Raw genomic sequence first — 19841 nt, 5'->3', positions numbered from 1 at the left:
CCTTTGTGTCGCTGACCCGCCGTGCCTTCCTCGCGCTGACCGCGCTGACCGGGCTGGGGGCCGCCGGGTGCTCGGCGGGTGACGCCGGGCCGACCGCGCTGCGGCTGGCGACCGGCCTGGCGGGCGGCCCGTACGAGGTGCTCGGCGACCGGTTCGCGGCCGAGTTGCGGCACGACGGCTTCGAGGTGCGGGTGCTGCGGACGGCCGCCAGCGTCGAGAACCTCACCATGCTGGCCGGTGGCCGGGCCGACGTGGGGTTCTCGCTGGCCGACAGCGCCGACGACGCGGTCCGCGTAGGCAGTCAGCCGGTGTCCGCGCTGGCCAGGATGTACATGAACTACGTGCACCTGGTCGTGGCCGAGGACTCCGCCGTCCAGGAGCTCGCGGACCTGGCCGGCCGCGCCGTCTCCATCGGCGCGCGGGGCTCCGGCACCGCGGTCACCGCCGCCAGGGTGATCGCCGCGGCGGAGCTGGCGAGCGCGCCCCGCGTCGGCAGGCTGGGGCTCGACGAGTCGATCAAGGCGCTGGCCGGGGGCGACATCGAGGCGTTCTTCTGGTCCGGTGGCGTGCCCACGCCCGCACTCGCCTCGCTCGGCGACATCAGGCTCGTCCCGCTGGAGCCGCTGGTCCCGGTGCTGCGCCGCGCCTACGGGCCGGTCTACGAGCCCGCCACCGTCCCCGCGGGCGTCTACGGCGGGGCCAGGGTCATCACGACGGTCGGCACCCCCAGCTATCTGATGTGCCGTACGAGTCTGCCCGACGAGATGGCGTTCACCGTCACCGAGACGCTCTTCCGCGCCCGCGACCGTCTCCAGGCCCCGTCCGCGCCCGGCGGCCGGCTGGACGAGCGCTACGCCATCGGCACCGGAGTGGTCCCCCTGCACGCGGGCGCCGCCCGCTACTACCGCACGGCGTACGGCTGAGGCAGCTCCAGCTCCACCACCAGCCCGTGCGGCGTGGCCGGCAGCAGGCTCAGCGTGGCGCCGCACCCCTTGGCGAGCTCCGCGGCGATGGCCAGGCCCAGCCCGCTGCCCGGCACGTTGGCGTGCGCGGTCGAGCGCCAGAACCGGCCCGCCGCGTCGGCCCGCTCCTCCTCGGCCAGCCCCGGCCCGTCATCAGCGACGCGCAGCACCCCGTCGCGCAGGGTGACTCTCACGGTGCCGCCCGCGGGCACGAACTTCTGCGCGTTGTCCAGCGCGATGTCCGCAACGCGCGCCGCCGCCCCCGGCACCGGCGACGCCCCCGGCACGTCGATCACGAGCCGGAGATCCTTGGCCGCGTACACCTCCCGCCACACGGCGAGCCGCGGCGCCAGCTCGGTCTCCCTGTCCTCGGCGCCCACCCCCGCCTCCACCCGGGCCAGCGCCAGCAGATCCTCCACCAGCAGCGCCAGCCGGTCCAGCTCCGCCATGGCCTCCTCGAACTCGGCCGAGCCGTCCGCCCGCAGATGCGGCTCCAGGTTCTCCAGGCGCAGCCCCAGCACGGTCAGCGGGGTGCGCAGCTCGTGCGAGGCGTCGGCGACGAAGGCGCGCTGCCGCTCCATCGCGGCGGAGACCGCGTCGGCCATCGCGTTGAACCGCTCCTCCAGCCGCCGCAGCTCCGACGGGCCGACGCCGGGATGCGCCCGCGCGTCCAGGTGCCCCTCGGCGATGGCCCGGGTGGTGCGGTCGAGCTCGGTGACCGGCCGCATGATCCAGCGGGCCAGCCTCCTGGCGGCGAACACCGCGTAGGCCAGCGCGATGAGCGCGCCCAGCGCCAGCGCCCCCCACACCAGCGAGACGTCCAGCCGGGCCTGGTCGGCACGGGCCTCCAGCAGCACCACGCCGGACAGCTGCGCGTCGCGCCCGGCGGGCTCGGCCAGCAGCACCTCGGCCGGGCCGAACGGGCTGATCGTCGGCAGGTCCTCGGTCGTACGCCCGGACAGGGCCAGCCGCATCGCCTCGCCGTCGTCGGAGTCGAAGTGCCCGGCCGTGACCAGGATCGTGCCGTCACGGTCCCGCACCCGCACGCCCGCGTCGTACAGCTCCGAGTAGCGCACCATCTCGTACGCCAGCGCCGTGCGGTCGCCGTCACGCGCGGACTGGTCGGCCAGCTCGGCGAAGCGGGTGGCGTCGGCGCGCCGGTCAAGGAGCAGCCGGTTGGTGCGGTGTGAGGCATAGGCGAAGCCGAGCGGCACGGCCAGCGCGGCGATCAGGAAGACGATCAGGGTGGTGAAGGTGACCACCAGCCGGGAGTTCACGCCGGCGACTCCAGGGCCGGCCCCAGGCGGTAGCCGGTGCCGCGCAGCGTCTCCACCAGCCCGGGGCGGCCCGTCTTCGAGCGCAGGCCCGCCACGTGCACGTCGAGCGAGCGGGACGCCGACAGCAGCGGGTCACCCCAGACCTCGTCCAGGATCTCCTCGCGGCTGCGCACCACGCCGGGCTCGCGGGCCAGCAGCGCCAGCACGTCGAACTCGCGCCTGGTCAGCGTCACCGGCTCACCCTCGACCGTCACCTGCCTGGTCTCCAGATCGATGCGGACGTCGCCGACGCTCACCACGTGGCCGCGCGAGGGCATCGGCCGGGTGCCGCGCCGCATCACGGCCTCCATGCGGGCCATCAGCTCGGCCGTGCGGAACGGCTTGATCAGATAGTCGTCGGCCCCCGAACGCAGCCCGCGCAGCACGTCGCGCTCCTCGGTGCGGGCCGTCACCACGATGACCGGCACCGCCGACCCCCGGCGCAGCCGGCGCAGCACGTCGAGCCCGTCCATGTCCGGCAACCCGAGATCGAGCAGCACGAAGTCGACGCCCCCCGCCAGGCGGATGGCGTCGACTGCCAGCCCCGCCCGCCTGACCTGGTGGCCGTGGCGGGCGAGGGCGGTGGTGAGCGCGGAGGCGAGCCGATCGTCGTCCTCGACCAGCAGAACTCGCATACGGACCAGATTAGATGCGGACCGGCACCGCGTTCTCAGCCTGCTGCTGCTCTTCGGCACGCGACAGCGGCTTGTCGCGGGTCTCCCGCATGGTCAGGTAGACCACCAGCGACACCGCCGCACAGGCGGAGACGTACCAGTAGAAACCGGACTCGATGCCGGCGTCCTTGAACCACAGCGCCACGAACGAGGCGGTGCCGCCGAACGCCGCGTTGGCGATCGCGTACGGCAGCGCCACGCCGAGCGCCCGCACGTGCGTCGGGAACAGCTCGGCCTTGACCACCGCGTTGATCGAGGTGTAACCGGTGATCACGAGCAGGCCCGCCAGGGACAGCACGAACGCGCCGAAGAAGCCGGAGACGGTCGACAGCGCCGTCATCAGCGGCACCGTGCCGAGCATCGAGCCGATGCCGAAGGTGATCAGCAGCGGGCGGCGGCCGATCCGGTCCGACAGCGCCCCGGCCAGCGGCTGGACGCACATGAAGACGAACAGCGCGCAGAAGCTGACCGTCGTCGCGGTCTGCTTGGGCAGGCCGGCGGTGTTCGCCAGATACTGCGTGAGGTAGGTCGTGTAGGTGTAGTACGCGACCGTGCCGCCCATGGTCAGGGCGATGACGAGCAGCGCTTCCCTCTTGTGCTGCAGCAGCGCCCTGATGGTGCCGCGGCCCTCGCCGGAGGCGCCGTCCTCGCGCTCCTCCTCGTCGTAGGCGTCGGTCTCCATGAGGCTGCGGCGCAGGTAGAACACGACCGCCGCGGCGAGCGCGCCGACGATGAACGGGATGCGCCAGCCGTAGGACTTGAGCGCCTCCTCCGTCATCGTGTTCTGCAGGACGATCTGCAGGCCGAGACCGATCAGCTGGCCGCCGGTCATGGAGACGTACTGGAAGCTGGAGGCGAAGCCGCGCTTGCCGGGCGGGGTCGCCTCGGTGAGGTAGGTGGCGCTCGCGGCGTACTCCCCGCCGACCGACAGGCCCTGCAGCAGCCGGGCCACGAGCAGCACAACGGCGCCGAAGTAGCCGACGGCATCGTACGTCGGGGCGATGGCGATCAGCAGGGCGCTGGCGGACATCAACGTGACGGTGAGTGTGAGCGCGGCCTTGCGGCCCTTCCTGTCGGCGTAGCGGCCCAGTAGCCAGCCTCCGACCGGGCGCATGAAGAAGCCCACCGCGAAGATGCCGAAGGTGTTGAGCAACTGCGCGGTCGTATTGCCTTCAGGGAAGAACGAGGCGGCGAAGTAGAGGGCGAAGCTGCTGTAGACGAACCAGTCGTACCACTCGACCAAGTTGCCGACAGAGCCGCCGATCACTGCCTTCCACGGCACGCGGGCTTTGCTCACAGGGATACCTCCTGGGGAGTAGTTGCAGGCCAGAGCCTGTCCGCAGAAGGTTGTTCGGGCAAGGGAGCGGGGCTCAGATCTAACGTCCGCTTAACATCGGCGCAACGCGAGGCCGTTAGCCGGTCCTGTCGGGCCCGACCGCCAGGCGCCACTCGTTCCACGTGTCGAACAGCTCGAACCCCATGGCCTCGTTGATCGCCAGCATGTGCGTGTTGGAGGTGGCGTTCCAGGTGATGACGCGGTCGAGGTGCGGTTCGCGCTCGCGGAGCCAGAACAGGTTGGAGAGCTTGAGCAGCAGGCCGAGGCGGTGGCCGCGGTGCTGCCTCAGCACGGTCGTGTCGCCCTGGTGCCCCCACCCGTCCGACCGGTCCGCCGCGAGGAGGACGCGCGTGTAGCCGGCCGGGGCGCCGTCGGAGGTCCGCCTGGCCAGGATCGTGTAGCAGTCGTCGCCCGCCTCCGGGATGCGCCGCTCGCCGACGCGGACGCGTTCGACGGGCGTGTTGATCTTCTCCACGCCCGCGACGCGCGGCGCGTCGTTCATCCCGTCCATCACGGCGGCCAGATCGGGCAGCAACTCCGGGCTCGCGGGGCCTGTCCAGCGCTCCAGGTGGTAGCCGGCCGGATCGGGGAGCATCCGCTCGAGCGCGTCCCAGTCGGCCTTGCGCAGGTCGAGCACGTTGCGGGCCTCGGCCACGCCGACCGTGCAGCCGTGCGCCCGCGCGCCGACGCCCTCGGCAGGCGTCGTGGCGAGCAGCAGCCGCCTGCCGTCGGCGCGCAGCCGGCCGACGGCGTGGGCGAGCAGGGCGGAGCCCAAACCGCGGCCGCGCCGCTCCGGGCGCACCCCGAACGCGAAGAGGCGGCCCGCGTGGGCGTTGTCGAACGTGGGCAGCGCCAGCACGTAACCGGCGACGACCTGGCCGTCCTCGACCACCACCCAGGGCTCGGCGCGGGCGCCGGGGAATCCCTTGGCGGCCATCACGCGGAAGCGGGCGGCCGGGAACGACGGACCCGGCACGTCGGCCGACGCGGCGAGGAACGCGTCGTGGAAGTCGTCGAACAGACGGCCCGGCCGCTCCGCGTCGATGCGCTGGATCTCCATGAGCTCACACAACCGCACCGCGGGCCGGGGACGCGAGCGGTTTACTGCTGGTAGTGCTCCACCTGGTCGGCCGGGCGGGCGGCGGCCCCGTCCGGGTCCTCGCCGGCGCCGCGGCGCGCCCGGCGCTGCCGGAGCAGGTCCCAGCACCGGTCGAGCGCCACCTCCAGCTCCTTGACCCGCGCGTTCTCCTCGTCGGTGGCGACCTCGCCCGACCTGAGCCTGCCGCGCAACTCGTGCTCCTCGTCGACCAGGGCGCTGATCGTGGAGAGAATCTCGTTGTCCCGCATGTCCAAGACTCTACTGACCTCGTGATAGAAAGCGCCCTATGTCTGGTATCGCGCTGGTAAGAAAGCCTGGCCCTCGAATCGCCGAGGGCATCGTCACCAACATCCAGCGTGAGCCAGTGGACCGCGCGCTGGCGGCCGAGCAGCACGCCCGCTACGTGGCGGCGCTCGGCGACGGCGGCTGGCGGGCCGTGCACGCCGAGCCCGCCGACGACCTGCCCGACGCGCCGTTCGTGGAGGACGCGGTCGTGGTGGCCGGGAGGCTGGCCGTACTCACCAGGCCGGGCGCGCCGGAGCGGCGGCCGGAGGTGGAGTCCGTGGCGGCGGCCGTACGGCTGCTCGGGATGAAGGCGGTGCGGATCACCGGGCCGGGAACGCTGGACGGCGGGGACGTGCTGCAGGTCGGGACCACCGTCTACGTGGGCAGGTCGGCGCGGACCAACGAGCAGGGGGTCAGGCAGCTCGCCGCGCTGCTGCCGGAGCGGAAGGTCGTCTCCGTGCGGCTCACCGGCGTGCTGCATCTGAAGTCGGCGGTCACCGCGCTGCCGGACGGCACACTCATCGGCGATCCGGCGTACGTGGACCTGCCCGGCCTGCTGGTCCCGCCGGAGGAGTCGGGGGCGCACGTGGTGCCGCTGGGCGGCGACCGGGTCCTGATGGCCGCCTCCGCCCCGGAGACTGCTGCCATGCTCGAAAAGCGCGGATTTAGTGTGACGGCAGTGGATATTTCGGAATTTGAGAAGCTGGAAGGCTGTGTCACCTGCCTCAGCGTGCTCATCCCCACCACCCCCTGACCAGCGACGGCCGTTCCGAGCACCGCCGTGACCTGCGTACTCTCACCATGTGAGAACGGGACGGTCCACGGCGAGACGTCTGATAGCGTGAAACCCATGCTGCGCGGACTCCTTCTTAGCTGCCGCGGCGGGGGCCACTAGGCCGGCTCCCTCGCCGCGGAGCCTGTCATGCGCGTCGGCCGCTTCCACTCGACCGACGAGGAGCACCCGACATGACCGCTCAGCAGCCCAGCCCGATGCCGTTCCAGCGCTACCAGCCCTTCGAAGCGATCCGGCTGACCGACCGCACCTGGCCTGACAAGGTCATCACCGAGGCCCCGCGCTGGTGCGCGGTCGACCTGCGTGACGGCAACCAGGCGCTGATCGACCCGATGGACGCCCACCGCAAGCTCCAGATGTTCGAGCTGCTGGTGAAGCTGGGCTACAAGGAGATCGAGGTGGGCTTCCCTGCCGCCTCGCAGACCGACTTCGACTTCGTACGCCAGATCATCGAAGAGGACCGGATCCCCGGCGACGTGGTGATCCAGGTGCTGACCCAGGCCAGGCCCGAGCTGATCGAGCGCACCTTCGAGTCGATCCAGGGCGCCAAGCAGGCCATCGTCCACCTGTACAACTCCACCTCCACCCTGCAGCGCCGGGTGGTCTTCGGCATGGACAGAGACGGCGTCACCGCGATCGCCGTCGAGGGCGCCAAGCTGGTCAAGAAGCTGGCCGACGCCAGCGACGTCGACGTGCGGTTCCAGTACTCGCCGGAGTCGTTCACCGGCACCGAGCTGGAGTACGCCGTAGAGGTGTGCGACGCCGTCAACGAGGTGTGGCAGCCCACCCCCGACCGCAAGGTCATCGTCAACCTGCCCGCCACGGTGGAGATGGCCACACCCAACGTCTACGCCGACCAGATCGAGTGGATGCACCGCAACCTGGCCCACCGCGACTCGATCATCCTGTCGCTGCACCCGCACAACGACCGGGGCAGCGCCGTGGCCGCCGCCGAGCTGGGCTACATGGCCGGCGCCGACCGCATCGAGGGCTGCCTGTTCGGCAACGGCGAGCGCACCGGCAACGTCTGCCTCGTCACGCTGGGCATGAACCTGTTCTCCCAGGGCGTCGACCCGCAGATCGACTTCAGCGACATCGACGAGGTCCGCCGCGTCACCGAATACTGCAACCAACTGCCCGTGCACCCGCGCCACCCCTGGGGCGGCGAGCTGGTCTACACCGCCTTCTCCGGCTCCCACCAGGACGCCATCAAGAAGGGCTTCGAGCACCTGGAGCGCGACGCGGACGCGGCCGGCTTGCCAGTGGACGAGTTCACCTGGGCCGTGCCCTACCTGCCGATCGACCCCAAGGACATCGGCCGCACCTACGAGGCGGTCATCCGCGTCAACAGCCAGTCCGGCAAGGGCGGGGTCGCCTACATCATGAAGGCCGACCACCAGCTCGACCTGCCGCGCCGGCTGCAGATCGAGTTCTCCAAGGTCGTGCAGGCCCGCACCGACGCCGAGGGCGGCGAGATCAGCCCGGCCGCCATGTACTCCATCTTCCAGGACGAGTACCTGCCGACCCCGCACAACCGCTGGGGCCGCCTCGGCCTGATGGCGCACCGCCACGAGTCCACCGTCGACGACAAGGACCGCATCAACGCCGACGTGCGCGTAGACGGCGAGATCCGCGAGATCGAAGGCGTCGGCAACGGCCCCATCTCGGCGTTCATCGACGCCATCGCCGGCGTCGGCATCAAGGTGCGGGTGCTGGACTACGTCGAGCACGCCATGAGCGCGGGCACCGACGCCAAGGCCGCCTCCTACCTGGAGTGCGACGTCGACGGCCAGGTCCTGTGGGGTGTGGGCATCGACGCCAACACCACCACCGCCTCCCTCAAGGCGGTCATCTCCGCGGTCAACCGCACCGCCCGCTGACCACCCCGTTTCCGCACCGGACCCCGCACGATCTGCGGTGCCCGGTGACCGGCGCACGCCCACAAGGCCAGGCGCCCCTCACTCGACCGCGTCCCCCGATCACGGGGCGGCGCGGTCGGGTCGTTATCCGGGAACGCAGTCGTACACCTCGCCGTAGCGTCTCTGGGCGATGCGCATGAGGTCGGTCAGATCTTTGATTCCGTCTCTGCCTTTGGCGACCTGGGACAAGTAGATGTCCAGGAGTCGTTCTTTGCCGCCGCAGCGGAATTTCGCGCTCACCCGGTACGGCTGGTCGGCCAAAAGGCCATTCGTCAGGTAGGCGGCCATGCCAGCACCGAGATCGGTAGGAAGGGTGACCCCGCCATGCCGTGTGTAAAGGCTACGCCGGTCATCGAGTAGAAAGTCCATATGCTCCTGGCTTGTCCCACCGCCCACTTGCAACCAGCCCACTTCAAGGGGATGAGGCTTCGTATCAGGGGACCAGCATTCACCGCTTTCCTCATTGCCGGCCGTTTTCTCCGAGAGGGGTGCTTTTACACCGCTCGCCAAGCGAAAGGCCTGCTCGGGGATAAGCTTGCAGACATATGGCGAGGCATCCATCATCGGTTGGGAGGGCGGAGCCGGTATGGAGACAGTGTCATTCTCCGGATCGCAGGCCGCGGCGACTAGTACGAGAGCCATCAGGGCGGCAGCTGGGCGAGAACGCCTCATTCGCCACCTCCGGGGGAGGAAATGCCAAGCCCGAGATTAGCGTTTACCGCACTGACGCTGCTGAGGTCGCCGCTAAAACGATCGAGCAGATCACTGCTTCCACCCTTCTTCCGCACCCATGCAAGGAAGCTGCTGTATTCCTGCGGACTCATTTCGGCAAAGGGCTTGATCGTAGACGGAATTCCGGTCGCGAAGATCCGATCTTTCCTGTAGGCGTCGTCGAGCATGCCCTTGTTCAGCATGGCAGTGGCGAGCATCTGCTCCGCTAGTCTCTCCACCGCCAGCCGGTTGTCCGCTAGCGCACGGTAGGTCTCATCCAGTTCCCGTCCGTGTTCGGACATCCGCTGGGCGACCTTCTCGGCGATTTCGTTGTACGTGGCTCCGGCGAGCTTGTCGTACCCCTTGCTTAGCAGCTCGCCGAATGCTCCCGCTGCCAACTCGCCCACTTGCCTGGCTCCCGGCACCGGGAGCAGTCCTATCGCGTCGCCCACCATGGCCTTCAGCGACTCATCCGCCTTCTTGCCGTCCAGCCCTTGGGCGATCAGCATCTGGCGGCGGATCTCCACGATATAGGTGAAGGGACTTGCCTCCTCCACGGTCCGGTCGGTCAGGAACTGCTTGGCGTCGGCTTTGTCGACCCATCCATTCTCATTGAGGTCGAACGCCTTGACGTCGGCCTCCGTGAATCCGAGCTGCTCGGCGTTGGAGGCGTCGAGGCCGACCGGGGGTACGGTGTCGAGCGCTGCTCGCATGTGTTCGGTCTGCGCTCTCACCAGCGCCTCGAACCCCGCGTCGTGAGAGGTGGCCAGCGCCAGCGCGTAGGACATGTCCTGGGCCGCGACCTCGCCGAAGGTCGCATGGTTCAGGTAGAGCCGGGAGAGCTGGTCGACGTTGGCGGCGATCGCTCGGGCCAGGGGGTAGCTCAGCGACGCGTACCGATCGAACGCCTCCCTGTCCCGGATCTCCAGGTTGCCGTCGGCGGCCTTGCCGAAGGCGCCGCGCACCTCGTCCGCGACGATCTTGGTCATCTCGGCGGCCAGCTTCTGCGAGGTCGCGTCCCGGCCGGTCGTCGCGGTGACCAGCAGGTCATTGAACGGCGCGTGGTCGTCCAGGTAGCGGGCGGCATCCCATCGGGTCGTGAGCAGGTAGTCCAGCACGGACTCCTTCCACCCCGCCGGGGTGTGGTCCAGCAGGGCATGGGACGCCTCCCGGCTGGACCTCGCCGCGTGGAACAGGTCGTCCACCACCGATGACCTGCCCTTCGCGCCCGGGACGCCGGCATGCGTCCCCGGTCTCAGCAGGGTGCCGAGGCCGAGCGCGCCGGCCAGGTCGACTATGGGGATCTGGGCGTCCGCGAAGGTGCGGCCCAGCCAGTCCTTGCCCGCCGCCCATCGGTCCTTGCACTGCTCGTGCTCGTAGACGATCACGTCACGCCCGACGGCTTCCATGAACTCCTTCGAGAACGGCGTCCTGCCGTCGTGGGCACTCCAGATGAGCGCCTGGGCCTGGTAGCCCGAGTACTTGATGTCACCGGTCTCGTGTTCGGCGCGGCCCTCCTTGGCCAGGTCCTGGAGGAAGGTTGCGCCCGCGTACGCGGGATTCCTCGGGTCGGTCCCTCGGGCCAGGGCCGTGCTCAGCATGCGCAGGACGTTCCTGCTCGATGTCGAGAGCTGGGCGGAGTCGGCGTCGCGCAGCCGCGTGGCGAGGGAGCCGGGCAGCCGCGTCACGCCCCGGGCGCCCAGGGCGCCGAGGAACGCCTTGACGAACTCCGCGTCCCCGGTCCGTGAGGCGTACCACTCCAGCTCCACCAGTGCCTGCGCGTCCCCGTTCGCGGCGTCCAGCGCGGCGCGACCGGCGAGCGCCCCGTCGAGCAGCCCCTTGGCCGCGTCCAAGCCGTCAGGCATCTCCAGGAAGCTCCCGGCGGGTGTGCTCAGGCCGAAGGTGACCTTCTGCCGCTGCAGTTCGTGGACCAGCTTCTGCCGCCGCCGCAGGTCCTCGGCCTGCGTGGTGACCCGTCCGGCCAGCTCCCGCAGTCGTATCGCCGGCGAGGCGTCCAGTCCGGCGCTGCGCAGCTCGCTGTGCAGGGCCCGCGCCAGTTCCTCCAGCCGCCTGGCCGCCTCGGTGTGCTTGCCCGCCATGGCGTCGAACGCGGGCTGCCTGACCCCGCTGAACTCCGTCATGGTTCGTCCGGGAGCGAGCCCAGCTTCTGGTGCGCGCTGTCCACGGCCTGCGCGAGCATGCTGCGAAGCTCCTGCTGATCCGCCCGAAGCTGGGCGTCGAACCGAGCACCTGCCGACCCCACCCATGCGTCGCCGTCCATCAGGCGGCAGGACGGATCGAGCGCCCACCAGTGCTCGTCCGACAGGCGCTGGATCCGCTGCGCCACGGCCCGTATCGCCTCGCGATCGAGGTCAGCCACGTTGATCCCCTCGTACGGCTCGCTGCACGAGAATTAGATCAGGAGGCGGCGTCTTCCGCGTCGGATCAACGGCAGGTCAGCAGGACAAGCTCATTGCCGGTGAAGGGTATGGCCGTTTCGGTCCGGAAATGGGCGGCGACAGTCACCTGCACTATGTGAGGCCACTTAGTGAACGTTGCGTTTCTTACGTGCAGCGCTTACTCTTCTTAGAGAACGGCTCGTTCTCTAAGGGGTGACCAGGTATGGCGCTCGTGCTCTCAGGGCTGATGCTCGCGATGCTGCTCGGCGCGCTCGACCAGACGATCATGGCGCCGGCGCTCCCCGCCGTGGCCGGGAGCCTCGGCGGCCTCGAGCAGATGCCCGCCGTGATCAGCGCCTACCTGGTGGCCGCGACCGTGGTCATGCCCGTGTACGGCAAGCTCGGCGACCGGTTCGGCCGCAAACCGCTGATGCAGGTGGCGATCGTGGTGTTCGTCGCCGGCGCCGTCCTGTGCTCGATGGCCTCGACGATGCCGCAGTTCATCGCGTTCCGGGCGGTGCAGGGCGTCGGGGGCGGTGGGTTGATGATCGGCGCGCAGGCGATCATCGGGGAGATCGTCAGCCCGCGCGAGCGTGGCCGCTACCTGGGGATGATCGGGGCGGCGTACATCGTCGCCGCCGTGGGCGGGCCGCTGCTCGGCGGGTTCTTCATCGACACCGTGGGATGGCGGTGGATCTTCGCCGTCTACCCGCCGCTCGGGCTCCTGGCGTTCGCCGTGCTGACCGCCACGCTGAAGCTGCCCAAGCCCGTCTCCCGCGCCCCGATCGACGTCGCGGGGGCGCTCACGCTGGCCGTCGCCGTGGTCGGCGTGGTCATGCTGGGGCAGACCAGAAACCCCGCCTTCCTCGTCGTCACGCTGGCCGGGCTGGTGGCATGGCTGGTGAGCGCCCGGTTCGCCGCCGATCCGATCCTGCCGCTGCGGCTGTTCAAGGACCGCGCGTTCGCCGTACCCGTGACGATCAGCCTGCTCATCGGGTTCGCCCTGTTCGGCACCCTCACCTACATGCCCGCATACCTCCAGATCGCGCTGCGTTCCTCGGCCACTCAGGCGGGGCTGCTGGTCACCGCCCTGATGGCCGGCGTGCTGGCCACCACGATCGTCTCCGGCAGGCTCATCACCAGGACCGGCCACTACAAGGGCTACCCGGTGGCGGGCACTGCGGTGGCGGCGGCCGGGCTGGCGCTGCTGCCGGCGGCCGCCGGCGACGCGGCCGCGCTCGCGGGCGTGATGCTGCTGATCGGGCTCGGCGTCGGGCTGGTCATGCAGGTCATGGTGCTGGCCACGCAGAACGCCGTGGACTACGCCGATCTGGGCACCGCCACGTCGTCGGTGACGTTCCTGCGCCAGATCGGCGCCTCCGCGGGGGTGGCCCTCGTCGGGGCGCTCATCACCCGGCAGTTCGCCGGCGGCGTCCTCACCGCCACGCCGTCGCGGCTGCCCGAGAGCGTGCGGGCCGCCTTCGCCGACGCCGTGCCGCTCGTGTTCGCCGCCATGGCGCCGCTGCTGGGCGTGGCCTTCCTGCTCGCACTCGCACTGCCCGCGCGTCCCCTCCGCACCACCGCGTACGCCCAGGAGAGATCATGAAACTTGTCGCACCCCTGCGTGCCTTCGGCCGCGGCGACCTCGCCCTGGCGGGCGGCAAGGGGGCCAACCTCGGGGAGCTGATCCGCAACGGCTTCCCGGTGCCCGACGGCTTCGTCGTCACCACCGACGCCTATGACCCCGAGCACGCCGAGGTGTCCGACGAGCTGCGCCAGGAGATCGCCGCCGCGTACGCCGAGCTCGGCGGCGGAGCGGTGGCGGTGCGATCCAGCGCCACCGCCGAGGACCTGCCGGGCGCGGCGTTCGCCGGGCAGCAGGACACCTACCTCAACGTCATCGGCGAGGACGCGCTCGTCGACGCGGTGCGCCGGTGCTGGGCCTCGCTTTGGAACGAGCGCGCCGTCGCCTACCGCGACAGGCTCGCCATCGACCACGCCGGCGTGCGCATCGCCGTGGTCGTGCAGCGGATGGTGGAGGCCGAGACGGCGGGGGTGATGTTCACCGCGAACCCCGTCACCGGGCATCGCGGGCAGCTCGTGGTCGACGCCGGCAGCGGGCTGGGCGAGGCCGTCGTCTCCGGCCTCGTCACCCCCGACCACTACGTGCTCGGCCCTTCGGGCGAGGTCGCCGCGTGCACGCCCGGCCGCCGCGAGGTGGTCATCAGAGGTGCGGCGGGCGGCGGCGTCACCCGGGAGAAGGGGGCAGGCACCGAGTCCGAGCCGCTGCCCGGCGCCGTGCTGCGCGAGCTGGCCGGGCTCGGCACCGCGGTCGCCGCCCACTTCGGCCGGCCCCAGGACATCGAGTGGACCTACGCGGGCGGCGAGGTGAGCCTGGTCCAGGCCCGGCCGATGACCGCGCTCCCGCCCCCGCCGCTGGGGCGGCTCAACCCGATGCGGCGCAAGCTCGGCTCGGTCCTGATCGAGTACGTGCCGGTGCGGCCCTACCCGATCGACATGTCCACCTGGCTCCCGTACGGCCCGGCGGGCCTGATGGCTCAGGTGACGGAGTACTTCGGGCTGCACGGCGCGTTCGAGGGCTTCCTGCGGGAGGAGGACGGCGTCGTCTACCGGATGGTGCCGCCGGCGCCGCGTCCGAGCCCGCGCGTGCTGACGGCACCGTTCCGCCTGGCCGCCAAGGCCAGACGGTACGACCCCGCGCGGTGGACGGACGACCCGCGCTTCCAGGCCTTTCTCGGCAGGACGCGCGAGCTCGCCGCCCTCGACCTGGGTGCGCTGCCCTGGCCGGAGCTCGCCCGGGTGCCGAGGATGGCGCTCGACGCCGTGCAGCCGGTGGCCGGCCTGCGCATCGACTACCTGCCCGCCAGCGGCCTGGCGCTGCTGCGGCTGCTGCTGGCGGTCAAGCTGCTCGGCAGGGGCAGGCTTTTCAGCGCCCTGATCGCCGGCGGGCGCACCCGCACCGCGGACGCCAACCATGCCCTGGAGGAGCTGGCCGAGGAGGCCAGGCTCACCGGCGCCCTCGACGGCGAGCGGCTGCCCGCGGCCTTCGAGACGAAGCTCCAGGCCTTCCTGGCCGAGTACGGCCACCGCGAGACCGCCACCCCGCTCCTGCTCACCCCACCCACCTGGGCCGACGCCCCCGAGACCGTGCTCGACCTGGTCAGGCTGCTGGCGGCCGAGCCGCCCGCCCCCGCCGCCGCCGGACAGGACGCGCTGGACCGGCTGCTCACCCACCCCCTCCTGCGCGGCAGGCGCGGCCGCGCCAGGATCGCTGGCTGGGTGCGGGCGGCCCGCGACGGCGTCGCCTTCCGCGAGGACAGCCACTTCTACTTCACCCTGCCGCTGCCCGTCCTGCGCAGGTCGCTCGTGGAGATGGGCCGCCGGCTGCGTGACGCCGGGGTGCTCGACGCCCCGCAGGACGTCTTCCACCTGCGGCTGGAGGAGCTGGAACGGATCGAGGACGGCGCCGGGATCGGCGCCGTCGCCGGGCGGGAGCTGCGCGCGAGGGTGACCGCCAGGTCGGCCAGGCGCGAGGAGCTCGCGGGCGTGCGGCTCATCGACCCCAGAGCGGTCTTCCCGGCCCGGGAGATGGGGGACGCGCTCGTCGTGGGCGCGCCCGCGAGCGCCGGGACGGCCACCGGCCCGGTGAAGATCATCCGGGATCCGTCCGAGTTCGGCCGGCTCGACGGCGGCGACGTGCTCGTCTGCCCCTACACCAACCCGTCGTGGACGCCGCTGTTCCAGCGGGCCGCCGCCGTGGTGGTCGACGCCGGCGGCAGCGCCTCGCACGCGGCCATCGTGGCCAGGGAGTACGGCATCCCGGCGGTCATGGGCACCGGCGACGGGACCTCCGTGCTGACGGACGGCCGGCTCGTGACCGTGGACGGCGACGCCGGCCGGGTCACGGCGGCGGCTCCGTAGGATTCCTGTCATGGTCACCGACCACCGCAAACAGCCGCGCCGCCGTGGCGAGGCGCTCAGCTCCGCCATCTTTCAGGCGGCCCTCGACGAGCTCGCCGAGGTGGGGTACGCCCAGCTCACCATGGAGGGGGTCGCCGAGCGCGCCGGGGCCGGCAAGGCGTCGCTCTATCGTCGCTGGCCCACCCGCATCGAGCTGGTCATGGCGGCCGTCTATCACTCGCTGCCCGACCTGGTCTCCGTGCCCGACACCGGCAGCCTCCGCGAGGACCTGCTCGACGTGCTGCGGCGGTCGTCGGCGGCACTGTCGGGGCCGGCGGGCGAGGCGATGCGCGGACTGCTCAGCGAGGTGCTGCGGGACGAGTCCGTCGCCAGGACCTTCCGGGAGAACTCGCAGGGCGCGAGCCGGAAGATGATGGCCGACATCGTCCGGCGTGCCGTCGAGCGCGGCGAGGTCGATCCGGCCGCCGTCACGCCGCGCCGCCTCGACTCCGGCCAGGCGCTGATCAGGCAGCACTTCCTCTTCCACGGCCCGCCCATCCCCGACCAGCTCATCGTGGACGTCGTCGACGAGGTCATGGTCCCGCTGCTGAGGGCTCCCTAGCGCAACCCCATCGTCGCGCCCACGAGGCGCATCGCGTGCTCGAAGGCCGTGCGCCGCTCGTCGATGGTGTTCTCCATCTGGCCGAAGAGCTCGAAGCTGACCCAGCCGTACAGCGCGGTCCACGCGGTGATCGCGCGGAAGACCAGCTCGTCGGGCGCGCCGGTCATGAGGGTGCGGAGGTTGTCGGCGTCGGGCCGCAGCGAGGCCGGGGGAGGGCCCACCAGGGCGGGCGGGTCCATCGCGCCGGCGTCGTGGGCCTGCGAGACGAGCAGCCCGAGCACCGTCACGTCGCGCAGCCGGGCCGCGATGGTGTCCTGCGGCGCGTGATAGCCGGGCACGGGTGAGCCGTAGAGCAGCGCGTACTCGTGCGGGTGCGCCAGCGCCCAATCACGCACGCCGTGGCAGATCGCCAGCCAGCGGCCGGCGAAGTCGTCGCGCGGGCGGGCGGCGTCGGCCTGCTCGACGGCCTCGCCCAGCGCGTTGTAGCCGTCGATGATCAGCGTGGTGAGCAGGTCGTCGCGGCTCGGAAAGTAGCGGTAGATGGCCGACGACACCATGCCCATCTCGCGTGCCACGGCGCGCAGCGACAGGCCGCCCGCCCCCTCGGTGGCGAGGTGACGGCGGGCGATGTCGGTGATCTCCCTGGTCAGTTCGGCTCTGACGCGTTCTCTCGCGGTACGGCTCGCTGTCATGCCGAGCACGCTACCAGAGCGTCGAACAGAAAAGAGAGCACCGCTCTTGACGAGCTGTGCTCTTTTGGGAGAGCATTGCTCTCGTAAGTGAACGACAGTCACCAGGAGGACGAAATGCTCGCCATCGCCAAGGGCGCCAACATGGCTCTGATGTTCCTGCTGGAGCTCGGCGTGCTGGCCTCCACGGGCTACTGGGGCTTCACCGTGAGCTCCAACTGGGCGATCAAGGTGCTGGCCGGGCTCGGCGTGCCCGCCCTGTTCATCGCCGCGTGGGCGCTGTTCGGCGCCGCCGGCGGCGAGAACGCCACCTTCCCGGCCATCGGCGCCGCCCGCGTCGTCCTGGAGATCGTCTGGTTCGGCGGCGGCGCCCTGGCGCTCTACGCCGCCGGAGCCGTGACCCCGGCTGCCGTCTTCGCCGCACTCTTCATCCTCAACGCGGTCCTCCGCATCATCTGGAAGCAGGCTTGATCATGGGAAAGCACGTCGTAGTCGGTTCCGGCCAGGTCGGCACGCATCTGGCCACCAAGCTCATCGCCCAGGGGCACGAGGTCACCGTGGTGACCCGCTCCGGCCGCGGCCCGGCAGGCGCCAGGAAGGTGGCGGCCGACGTCGCCGACAGGGCCCGGCTGACCGAGGTCACCAAGGGCGCGGACGTCCTCTACAACTGCGTGAACCCGCAGTATCACCGCTGGCTCACCGACTGGCCGCCGATGGCCGAGTCGTTCCTGGCCGCCGCCGAGGCGACCGGCGCGGTGCTGGTGATGCTCGGCAACCTCTACCCGTACGGTCCCGTCACCGGGCCGATGACCGAGGACCTGCCGCTGTCGTCGACCAGCCCCAAGGCCCAGGTGCGGGCGAAGATGTGGGCCGACGCGCTGGCCGCGCACCAGGCGGGCCGCATCAGGATGACCGAGGTGCGCGGCTCGGACTACTTCGGCCCCGGCGCGACCGACCAGTCCTACCTCGGTGATCGCTTCCTAGTGCCGCTCAGGGCGGGCAGGACCATCTCGCTGCTGTGGCCCGCCGACCTCCCGCACAGCTGGACATACCTGCCCGACGTGGCGGACGCGCTGATCGTCGCGGGCGGTGACGAGCGCGCCTGGGGCCGGCCGTGGCACGTGCCCACCACCGAGCCGCTGAGCTTCCGGCAGATCGGCGAGCGGATGGCGGCGCTGCTCGGCCGCCCGGCGCCGAAGATTCGGACGCTGCCGTGGCCGCTGGTGCGAACCATGGGTCTCTTCTCGCCCATGGTGGGGGAGCTCGCGCACACCCGCTATCAGTTCGTGGCGCCGTACGAGCTCGACTCCTCGGCCTTCCAGCGGACCTTCAGGGTCGCGCCGACCCCCATGGACGAGGCGCTCAAGGTTACGCTCGGCGCATGAGAATCGCCATGATCGGCCTGGGCGACATCGCGGAGAAGGCCTACCTTCCCGTGCTGTCCGCCCAGCCAGGCCTCGACCTGCACCTGTGCACCCGCGACAGCGCCAGGCTGGAGCGGCTCGGCGAGACCTACCGGGTCACCGGCCGCTCCACGTCCGTGGACGAGGCGATCAAGGCCGGGATCGACGCGGCGTTCGTGCACGCCGCCACGAGCGCCCACCCCGAGATCGTCGAGGCGCTGCTCAGCGCCGGGGTGCACGTCTACGTGGACAAGCCGATCGCCGACAACCTGGCCGACTCCGAGCGGCTCTCCCGGCTCGCGCGCGAGGAGGGCAGATCGCTGATGGCGGGCTTCAACCGGCGCCACGCCCCCGGCTACAAGGGGCTCGCCGAGCTTCCCCGCCATCTCGTGCTGATGGAGAAGAACCGCGACAACCACCCCGACGACCCGCGCCGGGCGGTGTTCGACGACTTCATCCACGTGGTCGACACACTCAGGTTCCTGGTCCCCGGGCCGGTCACCGGCACCCGCATCCGCACCCGCACCGACGGCGGGCTGCTGGAGCACATCGTGCTGGAGCTGTCCGGCGACGGCTTCACCGCCATCGGGGTGATGAACCGGATGAGCGGCGCGAGCGAGGAGACCTGCGAGGTCATGGGCGCGGGCGTCAAGCGCCGGGTGGTCAACCTGGGCGACGTGATCGACTACGCGGGAGGGGAGACCCTGACCAGGCGGCCCGACTGGGTGCCGGTCGCCCGCCAGCGCGGAATCGAGCAGATCTGCCTGGAGTTCCTCGCCGCCGTCCGCGACGACCGGCTGATCACCGCGGACGACGCGCTGGTCACCCATGCCATCTGCGAGGACATCGTCATGGCGAGCCTGCCTCCCGCCTGAGCCGCATGGACCGGTCGGCCTCCTCGTACATGCGGGCGAACAACTTGCCGCCGAGCCGGGTGAGCACGGTGAAGCCGTTGGTGTCGCTCAGCGGGCTGGAGGAGGAGACGACCCCCGCCACCGCACCGCCGTACACGGCGGGGCCGCCGCTGCCGCCCGCGGCGGCGTGGCAGTTGCGCGTCACCAGTACCCCGGGGCCGTTCTCGGCGCCCTCCACCGCGTCGCCCAGGCAGCGGTACATCCGGGTGCCCGGATACCGCTTGCCCTTCGGATAGCCGAGCAGCTCAAGCCCTCGCAGCGAAGTGCCCTTGCCGGTGGCCAGGGGGCGCAGCCCCCGCCCCGTCACGTCCTCCAGCGGCCGCTGCTCCGCGGTCGCCACCCCCACCAGACCGACGTCGTACGGCAGCAGGTCGGCGGAGTACGGCCGGCCGCGCCAGCGGGCCGGCACCCACGTCCGCACCACCGGCCAGACGCCCAGCGGCGGGCTGCCCCGGTCGTAGGCCGGCAGGAAGGCGAGCCGGCGCAGCATCCGGCCCTGGTGGTAGAGGCAGTGCGCGGCCGTCAGCACCAGGCTGCGGCTGCGCGAGCTGAGCACCGCGCCGCCGCACATCAGATGCGTGCCCGTGGCGGGATCGCGCCCGACCAGGACTCCGGTCAGCCGCCGTGCGCCCGTGAAGGGGCGGGACACCGGGGCGTAACCCAGCCGGTCGCCGTCGGGGGTGAGCACCTTGTGCAGAGGGATGTTGCGATGCGACACCTCCGTGACGGCGGCCGGGTCGAGCAGGGCCAGAGCGAGCACCAACCTGAACACGTACCCACTTCTAGCAGGAAACGATC

At 71.2% G+C, this 19841-nt stretch carries 19 protein-coding genes; 9 read left to right on the top strand and 10 right to left on the bottom strand.

The window, feature by feature from the left end:
• Positions 1-5 precede the first annotated feature (5 nt).
• Positions 6-923: a TAXI family TRAP transporter solute-binding subunit gene (locus V5E28_RS03025; RefSeq protein ID WP_336204730.1), complete on the top strand. Its 918-nt coding sequence runs from the start codon at positions 6-8 to the stop codon at positions 921-923.
• On the opposite strand, the gene V5E28_RS03020 is transcribed toward V5E28_RS03025, so the two are convergent.
• The 5 genes from V5E28_RS03020 to V5E28_RS03000 form a co-directional block, all read right to left on the bottom strand.
• The gene (locus tag V5E28_RS03020) at positions 902-2239 is read right to left on the bottom strand and encodes a sensor histidine kinase (protein WP_336204728.1); all 1338 of its coding nucleotides are present in this window, start codon (positions 2237-2239) and stop codon (positions 902-904) included. The two genes, V5E28_RS03025 and V5E28_RS03020, sit on opposite strands and share 22 nt — an antisense overlap.
• On the bottom strand, positions 2236-2913 hold the full coding sequence (locus tag V5E28_RS03015; protein ID WP_336204727.1) for a response regulator transcription factor: 678 nt from the start codon (positions 2911-2913) through the stop codon (positions 2236-2238). Before V5E28_RS03015 ends, V5E28_RS03020 begins: the two co-directional genes overlap by 4 nt.
• A 10-nt stretch (positions 2914-2923) precedes the next feature.
• A complete protein-coding gene (locus V5E28_RS03010; RefSeq protein WP_336204725.1) occupies positions 2924-4249 on the bottom strand; it encodes an MFS transporter in 1326 nt (441 codons plus the stop codon).
• A 115-nt stretch (positions 4250-4364) separates the two neighbouring features.
• On the bottom strand, positions 4365-5348 hold the full coding sequence (locus tag V5E28_RS03005) for a GNAT family N-acetyltransferase (RefSeq protein WP_336204723.1): 984 nt from the start codon (positions 5346-5348) through the stop codon (positions 4365-4367).
• Positions 5349-5389: 41 nt separating this feature from the next.
• On the bottom strand, positions 5390-5635 hold the full coding sequence (locus V5E28_RS03000) for a DUF2630 family protein (RefSeq protein ID WP_336204721.1): 246 nt from the start codon (positions 5633-5635) through the stop codon (positions 5390-5392).
• Between the two features lie 38 nt (positions 5636-5673).
• Between V5E28_RS03000 and ddaH the strand changes: the two genes are divergently transcribed.
• Both ddaH and leuA read left to right on the top strand, forming a co-directional pair.
• Entirely contained in the window at positions 5674-6426 is a 753-nt protein-coding gene (gene ddaH / locus V5E28_RS02995) for a dimethylargininase (RefSeq protein ID WP_336204719.1), read from the top strand.
• 212 nt (positions 6427-6638) lie between these two features.
• The gene (leuA, locus tag V5E28_RS02990) at positions 6639-8345 is read left to right on the top strand and encodes a 2-isopropylmalate synthase (protein ID WP_336204716.1); all 1707 of its coding nucleotides are present in this window, start codon (positions 6639-6641) and stop codon (positions 8343-8345) included.
• 123 nt (positions 8346-8468) lie between these two features.
• Here the strand turns inward: leuA and V5E28_RS02985 are convergent, their stop codons facing one another.
• From V5E28_RS02985 to V5E28_RS02975, 3 genes are all read right to left on the bottom strand, one after another.
• Entirely contained in the window at positions 8469-8948 is a 480-nt protein-coding gene (locus V5E28_RS02985) for a hypothetical protein (RefSeq protein WP_336204714.1), read from the bottom strand.
• 104 nt (positions 8949-9052) lie between these two features.
• Positions 9053-11236 carry a hypothetical protein gene (locus V5E28_RS02980; RefSeq protein WP_336204712.1) on the bottom strand — a complete coding sequence of 728 codons (2184 nt, stop codon included), beginning with the start codon at positions 11234-11236 and terminating at the stop codon, positions 9053-9055.
• Positions 11233-11475: a hypothetical protein gene (locus tag V5E28_RS02975; RefSeq protein ID WP_336204710.1), complete on the bottom strand. Its 243-nt coding sequence runs from the start codon at positions 11473-11475 to the stop codon at positions 11233-11235. The genes V5E28_RS02980 and V5E28_RS02975 overlap by 4 nt, the downstream gene beginning before the upstream one ends.
• A 242-nt stretch (positions 11476-11717) precedes the next feature.
• Here V5E28_RS02975 and V5E28_RS02970 point away from each other — a divergent pair, with 242 nt between their 5' ends.
• Genes V5E28_RS02970 through V5E28_RS02960 form a run of 3 tightly spaced genes read left to right on the top strand, consistent with a single transcriptional unit; the run spans position 11718 to position 16037 of the window.
• Positions 11718-13100: an MFS transporter gene (locus V5E28_RS02970; RefSeq protein WP_336204709.1), complete on the top strand. Its 1383-nt coding sequence runs from the start codon at positions 11718-11720 to the stop codon at positions 13098-13100.
• Complete coding sequence (locus V5E28_RS02965) at positions 13097-15436, top strand: PEP/pyruvate-binding domain-containing protein (RefSeq protein WP_336204706.1); 2340 nt, start codon at positions 13097-13099, stop codon at positions 15434-15436. Before V5E28_RS02970 ends, V5E28_RS02965 begins: the two co-directional genes overlap by 4 nt.
• 10 nt (positions 15437-15446) lie before the next feature.
• Positions 15447-16037, top strand: coding sequence for a TetR/AcrR family transcriptional regulator (locus V5E28_RS02960; RefSeq protein ID WP_336204705.1), 591 nt, complete (start codon positions 15447-15449; stop codon positions 16035-16037).
• Here the strand turns inward: V5E28_RS02960 and V5E28_RS02955 are convergent.
• Entirely contained in the window at positions 16034-16729 is a 696-nt protein-coding gene (locus V5E28_RS02955) for a TetR/AcrR family transcriptional regulator (RefSeq protein ID WP_336204704.1), read from the bottom strand. The genes V5E28_RS02960 and V5E28_RS02955 overlap by 4 nt on opposite strands.
• 87 nt (positions 16730-16816) lie before the next feature.
• Between V5E28_RS02955 and V5E28_RS02950 the strand changes: the two genes are divergently transcribed.
• The 3 genes from V5E28_RS02950 to V5E28_RS02940 are packed head-to-tail and all read left to right on the top strand — an operon-like array spanning position 16817 to position 19004.
• Complete coding sequence (locus tag V5E28_RS02950; RefSeq protein WP_336204702.1) at positions 16817-17197, top strand: YrdB family protein; 381 nt, start codon at positions 16817-16819, stop codon at positions 17195-17197.
• Positions 17198-17199: 2 nt separating this feature from the next.
• Complete coding sequence (locus V5E28_RS02945) at positions 17200-18111, top strand: NAD-dependent epimerase/dehydratase family protein (RefSeq protein ID WP_336204700.1); 912 nt, start codon at positions 17200-17202, stop codon at positions 18109-18111.
• Positions 18108-19004, top strand: coding sequence for a Gfo/Idh/MocA family protein (locus V5E28_RS02940; protein ID WP_336204698.1), 897 nt, complete (start codon positions 18108-18110; stop codon positions 19002-19004). Before V5E28_RS02945 ends, V5E28_RS02940 begins: the two co-directional genes overlap by 4 nt.
• On the opposite strand, the gene V5E28_RS02935 is transcribed toward V5E28_RS02940, so the two are convergent.
• A complete protein-coding gene (locus V5E28_RS02935; RefSeq protein WP_336204697.1) occupies positions 18979-19815 on the bottom strand; it encodes a trypsin-like serine peptidase in 837 nt (278 codons plus the stop codon). The genes V5E28_RS02940 and V5E28_RS02935 overlap by 26 nt on opposite strands.
• Positions 19816-19841 lie beyond the last annotated feature (26 nt).

Source organism: Nonomuraea sp. LPB2021202275-12-8, assembly GCF_037044575.1.
Lineage (GTDB): Bacteria > Actinomycetota > Actinomycetes > Streptosporangiales > Streptosporangiaceae > Nonomuraea.
This window is presented reverse-complemented; position numbering and strand designations above follow the sequence as displayed.

Bases quoted from the DNA above. Each gene is read 5' to 3' on its own strand.
- V5E28_RS03015 (WP_336204727.1), bottom strand. From the start codon at position 2,913: ATGCGAGTTCTGCTGGTCGAGGACGACGATCGGCTCGCCTCCGCGCTC.
- V5E28_RS03005 (WP_336204723.1), bottom strand. From the start codon at position 5,348: ATGGAGATCCAGCGCATCGACGCGGAGCGGCCGGGCCGTCTGTTCGAC.
- V5E28_RS03000 (WP_336204721.1), bottom strand. From the start codon at position 5,635: ATGCGGGACAACGAGATTCTCTCCACGATCAGCGCCCTGGTCGACGAG.
- ddaH (WP_336204719.1), top strand. From the start codon at position 5,674: ATGTCTGGTATCGCGCTGGTAAGAAAGCCTGGCCCTCGAATCGCCGAG.
- leuA (WP_336204716.1), top strand. From the start codon at position 6,639: ATGACCGCTCAGCAGCCCAGCCCGATGCCGTTCCAGCGCTACCAGCCC.
- V5E28_RS02985 (WP_336204714.1), bottom strand. From the start codon at position 8,948: ATGATGGATGCCTCGCCATATGTCTGCAAGCTTATCCCCGAGCAGGCC.
- V5E28_RS02980 (WP_336204712.1), bottom strand. From the start codon at position 11,236: ATGACGGAGTTCAGCGGGGTCAGGCAGCCCGCGTTCGACGCCATGGCG.
- V5E28_RS02970 (WP_336204709.1), top strand. From the start codon at position 11,718: ATGGCGCTCGTGCTCTCAGGGCTGATGCTCGCGATGCTGCTCGGCGCG.
- V5E28_RS02965 (WP_336204706.1), top strand. From the start codon at position 13,097: ATGAAACTTGTCGCACCCCTGCGTGCCTTCGGCCGCGGCGACCTCGCC.
- V5E28_RS02960 (WP_336204705.1), top strand. From the start codon at position 15,447: ATGGTCACCGACCACCGCAAACAGCCGCGCCGCCGTGGCGAGGCGCTC.
- V5E28_RS02955 (WP_336204704.1), bottom strand. From the start codon at position 16,729: ATGACAGCGAGCCGTACCGCGAGAGAACGCGTCAGAGCCGAACTGACC.
- V5E28_RS02945 (WP_336204700.1), top strand. From the start codon at position 17,200: ATGGGAAAGCACGTCGTAGTCGGTTCCGGCCAGGTCGGCACGCATCTG.
- V5E28_RS02940 (WP_336204698.1), top strand. From the start codon at position 18,108: ATGAGAATCGCCATGATCGGCCTGGGCGACATCGCGGAGAAGGCCTAC.